A 15,638-nucleotide genomic window follows, 5' to 3' on the forward strand; every position below is an offset into this window, starting at 1 on the left:
AATATAAATTGTCTGTACTGAAAGATGACAAGCACGTATTCCCGCCATACCAAGGTGCTCCATTGGTAAGGAAAGAAACATTAAAAAAATATCCAGAGCTGGAGGGCGCGTTAAATAAACTTGCGGGAAAAATAAGTGATGATGAAATGAGGGAAATGAACTATAAAGTCAATGCAGGAGGAATATCCCCCAAAAAAGTGGCAGAAGATTACCTGAAAAAAGAAAAACTTATTAAGTAACCTTAGAATCTCAATGAATTTTATTCTCATGAAATGTTTTATTCCTAATTTAGAAAAGAATACTTTCAATTAAATAGCTTGGTTTCTAGCCAGCTACTGCCGATACAAAGAAGCCCAACATCACCGACTAAAACATAAGCATCTGCTACAATAGTATCCATTGTTAAAATTCCAGACCAACTAAAGTATCCAAGCCGAGCAGTCCCGTCAATTCAACAAACTAGGACATCTGGTATGAGGAATAGGCTTTTCCAACATTTTCATCGAACTTTCGTTCTTGTTCATATTGAATAAAGAACGTTAGTTCCGTTGGTATTGGTGACAATATGTTGCTGAGTAAGTTAGCTCTTGATTAAGAGAGTAAGAAAAAAGAATGGGATAGCACGATGGAGATGTGAAGATGTCCGAAAAAGATGCGGAGTGTTCATCCGTTATCTGAAATGTGGGGAATAGAGGGAGGAAGGAGCTGTAAAGAAATTTGGGATCATGGGCAATCAGCTTTACTATCATACTCATGGCATTAACCTTTCTGAAATTCGAGCGCCTTTGATACAAGGGCAGATAAGCTATGGAGAAAGTTAAATTTTACTTAGAGACTATGCAAAGAAAGAGGAAATAAAAGCGGTTATCTTGGAGATATACGAAGCGATTGCACGACGAGTCCGTACTCATCATAAAAGCAGGGCACACCATCAGTTTAGGAGTCGGTTACAGTAAAGATGAATTTGGAGGAGGCTTTCTGAGCTAAAACGATTGATCTGCCTACAAATACCACAATGAATATTTAGAGATATTGCTTGACCCTCTTTGATAAATTCTGCTCAGGCAAAACGGTTAGAAGTATTTCAGTATATTGAGGATGTAAATCATCAGTTAAGCCTGTTTGAAAAAGATAATGAAAAAAGAGAAAGCTTGGATAACCCCAGTTTTAAGATGCCGGAATAGTCAGACCGAAACCGAGGATCACAGTCGTTTTGCAAATTCTTGATTTGAAAACACACTTTTGTTTCCGCCAACTTAACATGTTTTGCAAAGAGAGGAGAGCACCATCTTTATTGATTGTCTCCCTTTCCTCCATAGCTGGGCGGATAAGCGCCGAATTGGCGTGAGTAAAGCATTGTTAATAATTGATCATGTCTCTGAACATGCGTTAAGATCTCATTCGTTGCCGCCAATTGCTGTTCCATGATCCGGTACAGCTGTTCTATTTTATTTCTATTCATGAAGTCCGGCTGACTTGAATAGTTGTAAAAAACCTGCGGATGCCAATACATCATCTTCTTTTTCCTCCCAATGTAAAGTTATTCGGAAACATGCTGAAGCAGAGAACGATCGATGTCTGCAATGGACTTGACCCCGGCATTGGTCATGCTTATATCAATATCCTTTATAAAATTGCTTATGACCTGTTTTACGCCTGCAGCGCCTGCAACAGCTAAGCCATATATATAGGTGCGGCCTAAAAAAACCGCCGATGCCCCAAGTGCGAGTGCTTTAATGATATCGCTGCCGCCCCGGATTCCGCTGTCCAAAAGGATGGGCATACGCCCCTGAACTGCTTCAGATATCTTTGGCAAAGCCTTGAGCGAAGCAATTTCCCCGTTCAGCTGCCTTCCGCCATGATTGGAAACGATAATGCCATTAGCGCCATATTGTAAGGCCAATTCAGCATCTCTAGGATCGAGAATTCCTTTTAGCAGGATTGGGAGGTTTGTATGTTTTCGTAAGTAAGGAAGGTCATTCCAGGTTAAAGTCGGTTCATTAAAAATATCTAAGAAAAAAGCAATAGCAGCTTGCATGTCTTTTTCGGGAGATTGCCGCAGCTTAGAACGAAAGACAGGATCTGACATATAATTGGCTGTTCCTAAACCTGCTTTAGACGGAGAGTAGCCGTTGCGTATATCTCTCTCCCGCCACCCTTGTTCCGGGAGATCAAGAGTGACAACGATGGCTGAATACCCCGCTTTTTCTGCCCGCTGCACGAAACTGACCATAATATCCCGGTCCTTTGGCCAATACAGCTGAAACCAGCGCGGGGTATCCCCTAAAACAGCCGCAACGTCTTCGATTGAATAAGATGAGTGTGTGCTTAATATAAATGGAATTCCTGATTCAGCAGCAGCTTTCGCCGACCCCAAATCAGCATCGGGATGAGCAATCTCCTGTACGCCGATCGGAGCCAGAAGAAAGGGAGCAGGGAACGTTTGATCAAATAGGGATACGGTTAAATCCCGTGTCGATACATCTCTGAGTTTGCGGGGGCGGATGTTCCATTCAAAAAATGCTTCCCTGTTTGAGCGCATTGTATCTTCTGTGCCTGCGCCGCCTGAGATATAACCAAATGGACCATCAGGCAAAATCCCACGCGCCGTGTACTCCCATTCATCATGTGAGACGGGGAGCCGCTGAGCTGGAGAAGAAACTTGTCTGTCCCGCGAATTGAATCGGGCATACATTCGCTCATTGTTCATTCATCAAACCCCCCACACATTTTTTGCTATGATATGAAACTCGCCTAATCTTTGTTCACGATGTTAAAAATACAAATTATTCATTCTAATGGAGAGTATGGAAAAAGTCGGAAGGTATGCATTCTTATGCTGAATATAAAAATCTGCTGCAGCCAAGAAATGAATACATTGGAGCTTTTTACAATGATTGATTACTCACAGTTTCCGCGTAAAAACATACTTTGTTTCGATATGGAATCTTTTTATGCTTCGGTTTCAGCTGTAACAATGAAGTTGAAATCCAATGAATTGCTAATCATGCCGTAGTCGGAAACACGGGCAGACAGGGAAAGTGTCAGGATTAATTCCTTTTTTCGAAGGATTGAATAGGATGAAACAAAAGCTTTTTACATCATTGCAGGGGGAGAGAAACTTGAGTGCTGAAAATGATAATAGTATGGAAATTGGAATTTATTCATTAGCAGATTTATACCCAGATCCTCTAACAGGGAAAACAATCAGCGTAAAGCAAAGGATAGAAGAAATTATCAAGGCTGCAAAAATGGCTGACGAAGCAGGTCTGGATGTGTTTGGTGTAGGCGAGCATCATCGTTTAGATTACGCAGTGTCCTCACCGCCGGTCATCTTATCAGCCATTTCACAAATCACCCAAAACATTAAGCTGACAAGTGCTACGACTGTATTATCCACCGTAGACCCTGTTCGTTTATTCGAGGATTTTGCAACACTTGATCTCATATCAAATGGGCGGGCTGAAATTATTGCGGGACGCGGGGCTTTTTTAGATTCATTTCCGCTTTTCGGATATGATGTAAATGATTATAAAGAATTGTTTGAAGAACATATCAAGCTTTTTCTAAAGCTGAATACGAAGGAATTGGTTAGCTGGAATGGACGTTATCGTCCCTCATTGAAGGATGCAGAAATTTCTCCCCGTCCTGTTCAACAAAAAATTCCGGTATGGTTAGGTGTTTCAGGGACTCTGGAAAGTGCAGAACGAGCCGGAAACTTAGGGACTGGCTTAGCATTAGCCATACTTGGCGGTGATCCAAGCTTATATAAGCCGCTTGTTGACCGATACCGGGAATCAGCTTCTCAAAACGGCCATTCACAGGAAAATTTGAAGGTTGCAGTTACCGGACACGCATTTATTTCAAAAACTAATCAGCAGGCAATAGAAGAATTTTATCCGTATCATTCAAATTATTGGTATCACCTCAATTGTTATCATGGGATTAATGTGCCTTTAACAAGAGCAGATTTTGAACGGGCGTCTAGTAATGAAACTGCCCTTTTTGTCGGAAGCTCGCAACAGATCATCGAAAAAATCATGCGCCAATACGAGCTGTTTGGTCACCAGCGGTTCATTGCGCAAATAGACATAGGCGGTATGCCATTTAAAAAAGTTGCCGAAAACATAGAACGATTGGCTACAGAAGTAGCTCCGGTTATACGAAAAGAAACCAAGAAACGTAATGGCTGAATCACTGCCTAGATTTCAAACTGTTTGAAAACTGATCAGAAAGTATATGGATAAAATAAGAAATAAATACGGCTAAAAGGCTATCGAGCTATATCGTATACCCCTGAAGGAATGCATTGTATTAGAGCAGGTTTAACAGGCGTACACAAAACATAAAAAATACCCCCGCAAAGAGGGGGCTACATAAGTGGTACATGAGAGATGAGAGTGAAAATGAAAATATTCTTTTAGGTAAAAGAAAGTTAGCAGTTGAACTTAGCAAAACAGCGATCAACATGAAAAAACGCCATAAAAGTTTCTTATGGCGTCTATCCGAACAAGGAGGTACTGCTGATATGGCGGTGAGGGAGGTCTTACTAGCCTAAGAATGCTGCACCAACGATGATTAATAGGATGAACAGCACCACAATTAATACAAAGGAGTTATTATAACCTCCCATGCCTGAATATCCCATACCTGAGTATCCCATATTGTCTCACCTCCCTTGCGAGGATTAATATAAGATATGCTGAAATGATATTTTTCGACAGGGATGCTTGTCTAGTTGATTTTAAAATGATTTTTTAGTCTATGTAAATTGAAGCCCCGTAAATTGATGACAGAACAGAAAAGGAAGGTGTTTACGATGCAAATATTTAACTGGTCAGAACATTACGATTGGTTTAATAAAGACCATAAGAGAGATAAACAAGTGATGGCTCTGATTCGAAACGAGCTGACATACGGGGAAGTAAAGCGGTTATATTCAAAAGGGTTTTATCTGAAATCAAAAGAGCGGGATCTTCCGATAAGTGAAAAAGAGATCCGGCGTTTATTGTCAAAGGATGACAAATATGAGTAAAACAAAAAGCATTCTATATGCTGACGGCCGGTGTTATAACAGACGTCTTTGTAACTTTGATGGAGAATCGATTCGTTTTGTCAGCGGGGATTCCGCAATGCTTTCCGCTCCTTAAGATATGAGGGGTTTGAGCGGTGTCAGGCACGATATGTTTTGCTTCTTCTTTTATATGATAGAACGGATAAAAGGTTTCATACATAACAAAACCGCCGAGATTTTAATCCGGGCGGTTTTTATCACCAAGCTTCTCCACTTGTACCTTCCCTGAGAAAAAGACGGCGCCTCCGCCCATATCAGATAATCGGTCAGGGGTCAGCGAATTGACCAGCTGTTTTTTATCATTCATGTCAGCCCAAAGCCCTTGGCTGACAATTACGCCGGGGAGGACTTGTTCTCCGACAGAAGCTGTCAATTCACATTCGCCTCGATTATTCCAAATCCGGACGGTTTCCCCGTCTTTGATACCACGTGAAGCGGCATCCTCAATATGAATAAAAATCTTCGGCGCTTTTTCAAGTTTGACGTGTTTTTCGTTATTCGAGAATGTCGAATTTAAGAAATTATGATTCGGCCCAGGCACAAACAAAAACGGAAAATCTTCATCTTTGTGCAGCGGAAGATGCGTCGGCAGGGGCGGAAAGCCATCTTGCTTCATTTTTTCAGAATATAATTCAATTTTTCCGCTCGGTGTCGGGAGCTTACCCGGGAAGAGCGGTTTTTTTCGATTGGCTCTCATAAAGGATTGATTAGAGAGCGAATCGTAAGTAATATCCTCGATATACGGATTATCAGGAAAGTCTAATGCCTGTCTGATTAACTCCTCATCAGAATCCTGCAGTTCTTGTTCGGTAAATCCCATTGCCTCACCCAATAAACGAAACACTTCCGTATTTGATTTGCTGTCTCCGTATCGTTCTATAACCGGCTTTTGAAGCTGAATAAAATGATGCCAGTAAGAAGTATAGAAATCTGTATTTTCAAAAGCGGATGTAGCGGGAAGAACGATATCCGCATATTTAGCGGTCTCTGTTAAAAACAGATCATGAACGACTACAAATAAATCCTCACGCAGCAGGCCTTTTCTCACCTTATTCGCTTCCGGCGCGACCACTGCGGGATTTGTTCCGTAAATAAACAGCGAGCGTACGGCGGGATCTGTTTCTAAAAGAACTCTCCCAAGCCTGTTCATATTAAACGATCGCGGTGTGCGGCCCTGAAGCAAGCCGGGACGCTGCAGCGCTTTTCTGTTATAGCCTAATACCGCACTGTTATGCTTGATCGCGCCCCCTCCGGCGTGCAGCCACTGTCCGGTAACAGCCGGCAGACAGGAAACGGTGCGGACGATCATTCCGCCATTATCATGATGCTGGATGCCGTTTCCGATTCTGATCAGGGAAGGGGAGGTTTCTCCGTACATTCTCGCAAGCCGGAGGATATCGTCCGCCTTGACGCCTGTAATCAAAGCGACTGTGTCCGGATCATACTGTTTGACATGTTCTTTCAATTCTTCACTGCCTGCGGTGTATTCAGAAAGAAATGCTTCGTCATGCATGTTTTCTTTAAATAAAACATGCATCATACCGAGAGCGAGCGCGGCATCTGTGCCGGGACGAATAGGAATAAACCAATCGGCAAGGCGTCCCGTTTGGTTCTTATGAACGTCAATGACAACAATTTTCGCCCCATTTTTACGGGCTTTTTGAGCAATTGTCACCTGATGCATATTCGTACTGACGGCATTGATTCCCCAAAATATAAACAGCTTTGCATGAATGGTTTCCTCGGGGTCTGTTCCTGCGCCAGCTCCCATCGTGTAGTTGTAGCCTTCAGATCCGGCTTTGCTGCAAATGGTCCGTTCCAGATTGCTTGCGCCGAGACGATGGAAAAAGCGGCGGTCCATTCCTTCTGCCGCAAGTTTTCCCATATTGCCGTAAAAGCTGCATGGAAGAATGCTTTCTGCTCCTTCTTTTGCAATCAGCTCTTTCCAGTGTGTGCTGATGGTGCTGATGGCCTCGTCCCAAGAAACAGGCTCAAACACAGCTTCCCATTTCGCACCGACACGCTTTAACGGAGTGGATAAGCGCTTGTCATCATAAATGCGTTCGGCCATGTTTCTGACTTTATTGCAAATATTTCCTGATGTGACCGGGTGATCGGGATCGCCCTGTATTTTGATGATCTTGCCGTCTTTTTTTGTAACAAGCAAGCCGCATTGGTCCGGACAGTCTAACGAGCATACCGATTTAAAGACCCCGTTTGGTTGTTCGGCAAAAGAATTCATAGCCCATTTCTCCTCTTTTTGTATATTGTAAGCATTATAACATTTCGAAATTGAACGTCAATTTAGAAAAAAAGTATTGACATCACCGAAAGACTTTTCTATGATGAGTTTATTCTTTTAAACAGACTGACAATTTCATCATTTTATTTTCTATCAAGAGAGGTGGAGGGACTGGCCCTATGAAACCTCGGCAACATTATTGTGCCAATTCCAGCAAGCGTATGCTTGAAAGATAGGAAAGAATGGGTCTATACATGTTTGTGCGCATAAAGCGGATAAAGACAGTATACGAATCTCTTTCCTTCTTTGGGAAAGAGATTTTTTTATGAAAAAATTTATGTGAAAAGGATGTTTTGCACCATGACGGTTTTAATTACCGCACCATATCACAAACAAGGGGTGGATGAGCTGGAAGAGGTGTTCGGCACTGTCGTCTGCCGCTCTTGGAAAAAGCACGGCCGAGCCTATCGGGAAGATGAATTAATCCGGCTGATGGCAGAGACGAATGCGACAGGGCTTATTACCGAACTTGATGACGTAACGGATCGTGTCATTACCGCATCACCAGAGCTTGCCTTCATCGGTGTATGCAGAGGGATGCCGTCTAATGTTGATACAGCTGCAGCAACGAAAAAGGGAATCCCCGTTTTTTTCACGCCGGCCCGCAACGCTCAGGCAGTGGCTGAAATGTTTATCGGAAATGTTATCTCTTTTTTGCGCCACACATACCCGTCAAATCAATGGCTGAAGGATAAAAGGTGGAACGGGGATTATTTACAGGCTTACGTCAAATTCAGGGGGAATGAACTGACCGGAAAAACGGTGGGCCTGCTCGGATTCGGAGCCGTCGGCCAGAAAATCGCCGGGCTTTTGAAAGCCTTTGACTGTAAGGTTTTGTACTATGACCCTTTTGTAGATCATGAAAATCGTCAGTATGAGAAAACATCGATCGAACGGGTATTTTCAGAGAGTGATATTGTATCTGTTCACCTGCCGCGCACAGAAGAAACAATCGGCCTCATAGACGCCGCATATTTTCAGTTGATGAAAAAGGACGCCATTTTTGTCAATACATCAAGAGCGGCAGTGACAGACAGGGAAGATCTTTTGCAGGTGCTTAAAGAACGCCGAATCAGAGGAGCAATTCTTGACGTGTTCTATCATGAACCGCCTGAATCTTCTGATTATGAACTGATCTCCTTGCCGAATGTTTTTGCAACACCCCACTTAGCCGGCGCGACCTTTGAAGTGGAGGATCATCACGTGCGTATACTGAACGACGCGCTTATCAAATGGAAAAAAGAACAAACCTATTCAATACCCACGCTTTATAACAAAAACGAACTTCAAACCGGAGGATAAGAAAAGGGGGCGGCAATTTTGGCAAAACAAAAAGGCTATCTTGTGTTTGACATCGGAACGGGGAATGCCCGGGTCGCGGTTGTGACTGCCGGCGGAGAGGTAACGGCGATTGAAAGGGAAGATATTGAATATGTTACAGATACGCTTTATCCGGACAGCTGCTATTTCTCGCCGGAGGTGTTATGGCGGCAAATCAGCGGGATGGCAAAGCGTGCAATCGCCAATAGCCCCGATATTACATTGATCGGCATCACTTCCACCAGCCAAAGGCAGGGGATCGTTCTTATCAACAGAGACGGAAGAGCATTTCTCGGCTTGCCGAATATCGATAACAGGGGCCGCGAATGGGAAGACAAGATTGATGTAAAGGAAGAAGTGTACCGGCGCACCGGACGCCTTCCGAGTGCATTGTTTTCCGCGCTGAAGCTTTTCGGATTAAAAGAAAGACAGCCAGCTTTGTGGAAAGAAGTGCATCAAATGACGAGCATCAGTGACTGGGTGACGTTTGAGCTAAGCGGCATCTTAAGCTATGAACCGTCACAGGCGGCAGAAACGCTGCTGTTTGACGTGAAAAAAAATGCCTGGTCAGAGGAACTGTGCAGCATCTTCGGCTTTTCTTCCTCTATTCTTCCCTCGCTGGTCAGGTCGGGCACAGTCGTCGGGATGTTAACGTTTAAGAAAGCGGATGTTTTCGGCCTTTCAGAAAGGGTTCCAGTTATAGCCGGCGGCGGAGACACACAGCTTGCGATTAAAAGCGCGCATGCACAACCCGGTGATATCATCATTGTGTCGGGCACAACGACTCCCATTACCAAGGTAACCGGGGAAGCTCATGCAGACAGCGAAATGAAAGCATGGCTGAATTGCCATACAGAAGAAGGGCAGTGGCTCATTGAAACAAATCCGGGCATTACCGGGCTTAATTATCAGAAATTAAAAGCGATCTTTTATCCGAATGAGCCTTACAGCGTCATGGAACGGGAAATCGCAAGCCTTTCGAATGATAATGCCTGTGTTTCAGCGCTGGGTTCATATTTATCAACGGAAAAAAATGCGCTGACAAAAGGCGGCTTCGTATTTGACGCTCCGCTTTCTCAAGAGCTGACCAGAGCGCATTTTGTCAGAGCAGCGCTTCAGGAAATCGCTTTTTCAATCAAATGGAACTTTGATATGTTAACAGAAGTCAGCCCTTTCTCACTTGATTATGTAAGGGCGTGCGGCGGCGGTTTTCAAAGTGAAGCCCTGACACAGTTTCTCGCAAATCTCTTACAGAAGAAGATCTATAAGAGAAAAGGCTTCAGTCAGGCTTCGGCAATGGGGGCAGCAATGATTTGCAACGGAGCTCTCGGGGTGAAAGAGGAGCGGCCGAATGATACGAAGGTCATTGAACCGGAAACGGATCAGACAGATCTATTCTTATATGAAGAATGGAAACACACACAAAGCTTATTTTCACATTTTCAGCCGTCTTCAAAAACAGAGGTAATGGCATAATTTACAATTAATAGTATTTAATAAGTTAATTCTTTACACCAAGTAAGCGCATATAGGAGGAAACAGATATGCTCAATAAAATAGGTATCCCGAAACAGCTCGCCTGGGGGTTTTTTGGCGTCGTGCTGTTTATGATGGGAGACGGCCTTGAACAGGGCTGGCTCAGTCCGTTTTTAGTTGAAAACGGATTGACGGTCCAGCAGTCCGCATCCATATTTACCGTTTACGGCATTTCTCTCGCCATTGCCTCATGGTTTTCAGGCGTCTGCCTGGAGGCGTTTGGCGCGAAACGAACGATGTTTATGGGATTATTATTTTACATTATCGGAACGGCCGCTTTTATCGCCTACGGATTTGAACATCTCAATTTACCGGTGATGTATGTGACATACTTTATTAAAGGGTTGGGGTATCCGCTGTTTGCCTACTCATTTTTGACCTGGGTCATTTACCGTACTCCGAAAAACAGACTCAGCACGGCAGTCGGCTGGTTTTGGATTGCCTACTGCTGCGGCATGTTTGTATTCGGCGCCTGGTACTCAAGCTGGGCAATCAAATCATTCGGTTATTTGAATACTCTTTGGAGTTCGATTTTTTGGGTATGCCTCGGCGCGTTTTTTGCATTAGTCGTGAATAAAGATCGTTTTGAGAAGAAAAAAGCAAGCAAACAGGAAACGGTTCATGAATTGTTAAAAGGAGTGACCATCCTTGTGTCGAATCCGCGCGTACTTTCAGGCGGCATCGTTAGAATCATTAACAGCATCGGAACATACGGTTTTCCGGTTTTTCTCCCTATGCATATGGCACAGCACGGCATCTCTACAAATGTATGGCTGCAAATCTGGGGAACGATTTTTCTCGGCAACATCGTATTCAACTTAATTTTCGGCGTCATCGGTGATACGTTCGGCTGGAAAAACACCGTTATGTGGTTTGGCGGTGTCGGGTGCGGCATCTTTACTGTGTTATTATATTACGCTCCCGTTTTCTCACACGGAAGCTTGCTTTTGGTCAGCATCATCGGCTTCATTTGGGGAGGTCTTCTTGCCGGGTTCGTTCCGATTGGAGCCATTGTGCCGACGGTGGCAGGCCAAGATAAGGGTGCGGCCATGTCTGTATTAAATCTGGCAGCCGGCCTGTCAGCGTTTGCAGGACCGGCGCTGGCTTGGGCATTTATCGGCCTTATCGGCGCACAAGGCGTCGTATGGATTTTCGCGGCGTTATATTTTGCAAGTGCACTTTTGACAAAATGGATCCATGTCCCTGAAGAAAAAGCGGCAAAACATAAAGAAGCTTTGCCTGAATATGCATCTTAGCTGCAGCGCCTCGAATAATCGGGGCGTTTTTTTATTAGAGGTTCTGCCAGCAAAACGCGAAAAAACATATGCTGATTCATAATTATTCCCGCGCGATAAGGGAATGAAGTGAGTGTACTTGCGACTCTTTTCCATACAAGGTGTAATCTTAAGAAAATGATATGCTTCCGTCCAAGAGGTGAGATGTAAGACAACAGGTCTTCTCGCAGGCTTCAAAGTAATGTCGATGAACGCTCCCTTCTTCGTCATATATATGCTTTTGCCTTCATTTTGGGATAAAATCTAAAAGAGCACTTTCCGGAACTTTTCTTTTCCCGGATTCTTTCATCTGGTTCAGCCGTAAAATACCGGGGCTTTTGCGACAAAAAATTCAATAGCCTGTTAATTCAATCATGGCTAAGAGTCCGCAAGATCAGCTGCGGGAATTCTTTACATCGTTGAGACAGATGAAGCTCATCAAAAGGCATTGTAATTTACCGTTATTTTCGCTATATTTGATTGATTTTCTCAAAATAAAATAGTTAGGAGATTACCAGATGGAAATTTTGCTAGTGGAAGATGATAAAACGATCGCGTCTGGTCTTGAATATTCGCTTCAGCAAGATCACTTTTCTGCTGTTCTTTGCCATGATGTCGCATCTGCAAAAAAGGTATTAGCTGGAGAAATAGATCAATTTGCTTTATGTCTGTTTGATTTATCACTTCCGGATGGAAGCGGCTATGAATTGTGCAAGATTGTAAAAGAGCAGAGAGATATTCCGGTCATTTTTTTTAACGGTGATTGACGATGAAGTCAATGTCGTAATGGGGCTGGACATGGGGGCTGATGATTATATTACAAAGCCTTTTCGTATTCGTGAGCTTATCTCTCGAATTAAATCAGTCTTGAGGAGATACCATAAGCAGACTCAGACAAAAGCGATGATTGACATAGAAAATGTCCGTATTAACACGCTTGAAGGAAAGGTTTATAAAAATGGCGCTGAAACTTCATTGACGGCTTTAGAGTATCGCTTATTACTTATCTTTAGCAACCATATTGGACAGGTACTCTCAAGAAACCAACTTTTGGAGCAGATTTGGGATGTGGCAGGTGACTTCGTGAATGATAATACTTTAACTGTTTATATAAAAAGGCTAAGAGAAAAGCTTGAGGATCATCCTCAACAACCGAAGTTGATCAAAACAGTGCGCGGTTTAGGGTATAAGGGTGGTGATTAGCATGCTGCGTAATAGAGAAATTCAAATTCTATTACTATTCATGAGCTTAATCAGTTTAGCGGCAATCATTGTTGCGGCATTTATTTCGCCTATTGCCGCAATGATTGTGTTCATCGCTTCTGCTTTTCTTATTGGAAGCAGTTTATTATTTACACGGTGGAGATATCGTGAGATCGAAAAATTGTCTATTTATTTGCGTCAAATCAGCAGCGGAAATTATTCTCTCGATGTTCGTGATAATCAAGAAGGCGAGCTTAGCATATTAAAGAATGATATTTATAAAGTGACGCTCATGCTGTCAGAGCAGCGCTCACTTTTGCAAAAAGACAAGATCCAGCTGACAGATGCCATTTCTGATATATCCCATCAGCTTAAAACGCCGCTTACATCCATGATGGTCATGGCAGATTTATTAAGTGACCCTGAGCTGTCTGTTGTAAAAAGAACAGAATTCACTCGCAATATCCGTATTCACAGAGGATTTGCCATGTTAAGTACGACCGAATTGAAAGAGAAAATGGTTATTCGACTTTGTTCCATCAATCCAAGGACGACAGCAGAAGAATTGCTCCAAATCATGATAAAAATCAAAGCATTGGCAGAGGAAGTAAGCGCATCGTACAAACATCTTACATACGAGTATGTGCCGAGATCAAAGTGACGGTCGCCAAGTTCTATCGTTTTGAGGGTATTTCAAAATATTAGCTTGATGGGCATGTGGCAGAGCACTATTGAATACGTTCCGCAAAGCGCTGTATTTGTTCTTGTAACGATTTTTTATTTTCTCTGAATTGCTTAAAGCGATGCCCGTTTGCACCGGACGGATGCGGAAAGCCGTGCAGGAGCATCGCGTTTTTCAGCCTGCTGTGTTTTTTTAGGGTATGGCACACAGATTCGGCAGCTTTGCCGAGAGGGATGAGCAGGATATGTCTTTTAAGTGTTTCAATTTCAGCAGGGAAGCACTCAAACGCATAATGGCTGAGAAGAACTGATTGGCGGATTGATGGCCGGTGTCCCGTATAGTTTTTTTGCTGATAAAAAACGGGATGCTTGATGACAGATGTCGTATGAAGCAAATCCCGTTTATGGCTGAAAAGCTGTGATGAATCTTGAATGTGAAGCGCGGCTGCAAGGCCGCATTCATCAAGCATTCCGATAATATGCTGTCTCATTGATCCGGAGAGTCCTGCTGCTTTTTTTGTCTCAAATGCTATTTGCTCCAGAGAAGCGCCGCTTTTTAAAAGATTTGCTGCAGTGCTGTATGCTCTTTTCATCTGCGAAAAGCCGGGGGTAATCCCGGCAATGACAATCAATGCTTGGGGATTGATATATTCATTATGAGGAGAATAAAACATATCCAATTCTCCTTCCCGAAAAAGGCGGTATGGAGGGGTCAGTAAGTCTGACTTTGTAAATGGTCCTGTTTTAATCTGATTCAAATAATGCACAAGCCGCTTACGGTCGCAAATCATATTATCCCTCCCGAAACATATCAATCCCTTCTATTTTTAATCAATAAGGCCGATTACATTCAAGATCATCATCCGCTTTTTCCGGCATTCCAGAGTATTTTTAGAACGTGAGGCGTTCCTTTTACCTCAGCTGCTGTCTGTTGAATGGCCGTTTTTTTGATGAAAATATCCTCCCGCAGTTCTTTTTGTTTTTGCGACAACAAGCCGGCCTCTGTTTTGATCTCTTCAATGGCCGTCTGCATGGTGCCTGCTGTTTTGTTCATCTTTTTTAAAGCCGGGTCCATTTTCTTCTTGAAGCGCACGGCCGATACTCCTAAATAAATAAGTGCGGCTGCTGTCAAAGCTGCACTCGCATATAAAATGATCATTATCTGGTCACTCCTTTTTTCTCTTTTTACCCTAAAATAAGGCTTTGAATCGTTTTATTTGCGAATTGTTTTTTTTCTCCTTATAATGTGAAATCGTACATAAGGAAAATCAGAAAGGGTGACAGGCATGGAAAGCTTACAGAATAAAACGGCTCTTATAACGGGTGCGGGCAGAGGAATCGGACGCGCCGCCGCTATTGCTTTGGCAAAAGAAGGAGTCAATATCGGTTTAATCGGCCGGACTGAGGCAAATGTCGAAAAGGTTGCAGAAGAAGTGAGGGCCTTAGGAGTGAGGGCTTCCTTTGCTGCTGCAGATGTGAAAAATCAAAAAGAGGCAGAACAAGCTGTCGCAGCTGTGAAAAATGAACTGGGTGCTGTTGATATTCTCATCAATAATGCGGGAATCAGTAAATTCGGCGGATTTTTAGATCTGTCGCCTGAAGAGTGGGAAGAGATCATCCAGGTCAACTTAATGGGTGTATACCATGTGACCCGCGCTATTCTTCCTGAAATGATTGAGAGAAAATCAGGAGATATTATTAATATTTCCTCTACAGCAGGCCAAAAAGGCGCAGCAGCTACAAGTGCTTACAGCGCTTCAAAATTCGCCGTTCTCGGCTTGACTGAATCTCTTATGCAGGAAGTCAGAAAGCACAATATCCGTGTCAGCGCGCTGACGCCGAGCACTGTTGCCAGTGACATGTCAATTGAATTAAATCTGACAGACGGCAACCCTGATAAAGTAATGCAGCCGGAGGATCTTGCAGAATACATGGTGGCTCAATTGAAATTACATCCGCGCATCTTTATTAAAACTGCCGGTTTATGGTCAACAAATCCTTAATGAGAGGGACCTGTCTTAATGACAGGTCTTTTTTATTGCATTCGAAACGGTCCATCGGCGCTGCTGATCATCTTTTGAAGGGAATGTTAATAGATCAAAAGACTTGTTTTCTGGATTTCCGTAAACGGAAGAATGAAATATCGGCACAAACAGGTTATAATTACACTAAATAAACTATGTACCAAATGTTCATTATTTCAATTTTTCCCTCTAGCCATAAAAACAACAAGATACAAATAAAACTG

General features: G+C 43.2%; 15 protein-coding genes, 4 pseudogenes and 1 riboswitch. Of the genes and pseudogenes, 12 read left to right on the top strand and 7 right to left on the bottom strand.

Annotated features, from left to right (window positions below; genetic code table 11):
- Together KY305_RS18995 and KY305_RS20190 are read left to right on the top strand one after the other, a co-directional pair.
- Positions 1 to 239: glycine betaine ABC transporter substrate-binding protein (locus KY305_RS18995; RefSeq protein WP_316252461.1), on the top strand; the 239-nt coding region annotated here is incomplete at its 5' end.
- Between the two features lie 305 nt (positions 240 to 544).
- Positions 545 to 1,154, top strand: a pseudogene (locus KY305_RS20190) (DinB/UmuC family translesion DNA polymerase); the annotation flags it as partial.
- 137 nt (positions 1,155 to 1,291) lie between these two features.
- Here KY305_RS20190 and KY305_RS19000 read toward each other — a convergent pair.
- Both KY305_RS19000 and KY305_RS19005 read right to left on the bottom strand, forming a co-directional pair.
- Positions 1,292 to 1,516 carry a hypothetical protein gene (locus KY305_RS19000; protein WP_262417879.1) on the bottom strand — a complete coding sequence of 75 codons (225 nt, stop codon included), beginning with the start codon at positions 1,514 to 1,516 and terminating at the stop codon, positions 1,292 to 1,294.
- Positions 1,517 to 1,540: 24 nt separating this feature from the next.
- Entirely contained in the window at positions 1,541 to 2,710 is a 1,170-nt protein-coding gene (locus KY305_RS19005) for an alpha-hydroxy-acid oxidizing protein (RefSeq protein WP_223063815.1), read from the bottom strand.
- A gap of 183 nt (positions 2,711 to 2,893) precedes the next feature.
- On the opposite strand from KY305_RS19005, the pseudogene KY305_RS20195 reads away from it, so the two are divergent.
- The 3 genes and pseudogenes from KY305_RS20195 to KY305_RS19015 form a co-directional block, all read left to right on the top strand.
- Positions 2,894 to 3,039: pseudogene (locus KY305_RS20195) on the top strand (UV damage repair protein UvrX); the annotation flags it as partial.
- 107 nt (positions 3,040 to 3,146) lie between these two features.
- A complete protein-coding gene (locus KY305_RS19010) occupies positions 3,147 to 4,193 on the top strand; it encodes an LLM class flavin-dependent oxidoreductase (protein WP_396021548.1) in 1,047 nt (348 codons plus the stop codon).
- A gap of 194 nt (positions 4,194 to 4,387) precedes the next feature.
- Entirely contained in the window at positions 4,388 to 4,558 is a 171-nt protein-coding gene (locus tag KY305_RS19015) for a hypothetical protein (RefSeq protein WP_223063854.1), read from the top strand.
- On the opposite strand, the gene KY305_RS19020 is transcribed toward KY305_RS19015, so the two are convergent.
- On the bottom strand, positions 4,550 to 4,663 hold the full coding sequence (locus KY305_RS19020; protein WP_223063817.1) for a YjcZ family sporulation protein: 114 nt from the start codon (positions 4,661 to 4,663) through the stop codon (positions 4,550 to 4,552). The two genes, KY305_RS19015 and KY305_RS19020, sit on opposite strands and share 9 nt — an antisense overlap.
- Positions 4,664 to 4,819: 156 nt before the next feature.
- Here KY305_RS19020 and KY305_RS19025 point away from each other — a divergent pair, with 156 nt between their 5' ends.
- Positions 4,820 to 5,035, top strand: a complete 216-nt coding sequence (locus KY305_RS19025) for a hypothetical protein (RefSeq protein WP_223063818.1) — start codon at positions 4,820 to 4,822, stop codon at positions 5,033 to 5,035.
- A 13-nt stretch (positions 5,036 to 5,048) separates the two neighbouring features.
- Here KY305_RS19025 and KY305_RS19030 read toward each other — a convergent pair whose 3' ends face one another.
- Positions 5,049 to 5,234: a hypothetical protein gene (locus KY305_RS19030; RefSeq protein WP_223063819.1), complete on the bottom strand. Its 186-nt coding sequence runs from the start codon at positions 5,232 to 5,234 to the stop codon at positions 5,049 to 5,051.
- An 18-nt stretch (positions 5,235 to 5,252) separates the two neighbouring features.
- Positions 5,253 to 7,316 carry a molybdopterin oxidoreductase family protein gene (locus tag KY305_RS19035; protein WP_223063820.1) on the bottom strand — a complete coding sequence of 688 codons (2,064 nt, stop codon included), beginning with the start codon at positions 7,314 to 7,316 and terminating at the stop codon, positions 5,253 to 5,255.
- A gap of 147 nt (positions 7,317 to 7,463) precedes the next feature.
- A riboswitch (SAM riboswitch) is annotated at positions 7,464 to 7,555 on the top strand.
- Positions 7,556 to 7,676: 121 nt separating this feature from the next.
- Here KY305_RS19035 and KY305_RS19040 point away from each other — a divergent pair.
- The 5 genes and pseudogenes from KY305_RS19040 to KY305_RS19060 form a co-directional block, all read left to right on the top strand.
- Positions 7,677 to 8,678 (top strand): 2-hydroxyacid dehydrogenase, encoded by a 1,002-nt coding sequence (locus tag KY305_RS19040; RefSeq protein WP_223063821.1) that lies wholly within the window; start codon positions 7,677 to 7,679, stop codon positions 8,676 to 8,678.
- An 18-nt stretch (positions 8,679 to 8,696) separates the two neighbouring features.
- Positions 8,697 to 10,172 (top strand): FGGY-family carbohydrate kinase, encoded by a 1,476-nt coding sequence (locus KY305_RS19045; RefSeq protein ID WP_223063822.1) that lies wholly within the window; start codon positions 8,697 to 8,699, stop codon positions 10,170 to 10,172.
- Between the two features lie 68 nt (positions 10,173 to 10,240).
- On the top strand, positions 10,241 to 11,488 hold the full coding sequence (locus KY305_RS19050) for an RbtT/DalT/CsbX family MFS transporter (RefSeq protein ID WP_223063823.1): 1,248 nt from the start codon (positions 10,241 to 10,243) through the stop codon (positions 11,486 to 11,488).
- A 536-nt stretch (positions 11,489 to 12,024) separates the two neighbouring features.
- Positions 12,025 to 12,709: pseudogene (locus KY305_RS19055) on the top strand (response regulator transcription factor).
- Between the two features lies 1 nt (position 12,710).
- Positions 12,711 to 13,181 (top strand): annotated as a pseudogene (locus KY305_RS19060) (histidine kinase dimerization/phospho-acceptor domain-containing protein); the annotation flags it as partial.
- A gap of 256 nt (positions 13,182 to 13,437) precedes the next feature.
- Here KY305_RS19060 and KY305_RS19070 read toward each other — a convergent pair.
- Both KY305_RS19070 and KY305_RS19075 read right to left on the bottom strand, forming a co-directional pair.
- Positions 13,438 to 14,181: a hypothetical protein gene (locus KY305_RS19070; protein ID WP_223063824.1), complete on the bottom strand. Its 744-nt coding sequence runs from the start codon at positions 14,179 to 14,181 to the stop codon at positions 13,438 to 13,440.
- A 68-nt stretch (positions 14,182 to 14,249) separates the two neighbouring features.
- On the bottom strand, positions 14,250 to 14,552 hold the full coding sequence (locus KY305_RS19075) for a DUF948 domain-containing protein (protein ID WP_223063850.1): 303 nt from the start codon (positions 14,550 to 14,552) through the stop codon (positions 14,250 to 14,252).
- A gap of 124 nt (positions 14,553 to 14,676) precedes the next feature.
- Here KY305_RS19075 and KY305_RS19080 point away from each other — a divergent pair, with 124 nt between their 5' ends.
- Complete coding sequence (locus KY305_RS19080; RefSeq protein WP_223063825.1) at positions 14,677 to 15,393, top strand: 3-ketoacyl-ACP reductase; 717 nt, start codon at positions 14,677 to 14,679, stop codon at positions 15,391 to 15,393.
- Positions 15,394 to 15,638: the final 245 nt, after the last annotated feature.

It is taken from the genome of Bacillus sp. YC2 (assembly GCF_019891195.1).
Taxonomy (GTDB): Bacteria; Bacillota; Bacilli; order Bacillales; family Bacillaceae; genus Bacillus.

Excerpts from the sequence above, each read along its gene's own strand:
- KY305_RS19040 (WP_223063821.1), top strand. The coding sequence starts at position 7,677 with ATGACGGTTTTAATTACCGCACCATATCACAAACAAGGGGTGGATGAG.
- KY305_RS19080 (WP_223063825.1), top strand. The coding sequence starts at position 14,677 with ATGGAAAGCTTACAGAATAAAACGGCTCTTATAACGGGTGCGGGCAGA.
- KY305_RS19035 (WP_223063820.1), bottom strand. The coding sequence starts at position 7,316 with ATGAATTCTTTTGCCGAACAACCAAACGGGGTCTTTAAATCGGTATGC.
- KY305_RS19030 (WP_223063819.1), bottom strand. The coding sequence starts at position 5,234 with ATGTATGAAACCTTTTATCCGTTCTATCATATAAAAGAAGAAGCAAAA.
- KY305_RS19000 (WP_262417879.1), bottom strand. The coding sequence starts at position 1,516 with ATGATGTATTGGCATCCGCAGGTTTTTTACAACTATTCAAGTCAGCCG.
- KY305_RS19070 (WP_223063824.1), bottom strand. The coding sequence starts at position 14,181 with ATGATTTGCGACCGTAAGCGGCTTGTGCATTATTTGAATCAGATTAAA.
- KY305_RS19025 (WP_223063818.1), top strand. The coding sequence starts at position 4,820 with ATGCAAATATTTAACTGGTCAGAACATTACGATTGGTTTAATAAAGAC.
- KY305_RS19005 (WP_223063815.1), bottom strand. The coding sequence starts at position 2,710 with ATGAACAATGAGCGAATGTATGCCCGATTCAATTCGCGGGACAGACAA.
- KY305_RS19050 (WP_223063823.1), top strand. The coding sequence starts at position 10,241 with ATGCTCAATAAAATAGGTATCCCGAAACAGCTCGCCTGGGGGTTTTTT.
- KY305_RS19020 (WP_223063817.1), bottom strand. The coding sequence starts at position 4,663 with ATGGGATACTCAGGTATGGGATATTCAGGCATGGGAGGTTATAATAAC.
- KY305_RS19015 (WP_223063854.1), top strand. The coding sequence starts at position 4,388 with ATGAGAGATGAGAGTGAAAATGAAAATATTCTTTTAGGTAAAAGAAAG.
- KY305_RS19010 (WP_396021548.1), top strand. The coding sequence starts at position 3,147 with ATGGAAATTGGAATTTATTCATTAGCAGATTTATACCCAGATCCTCTA.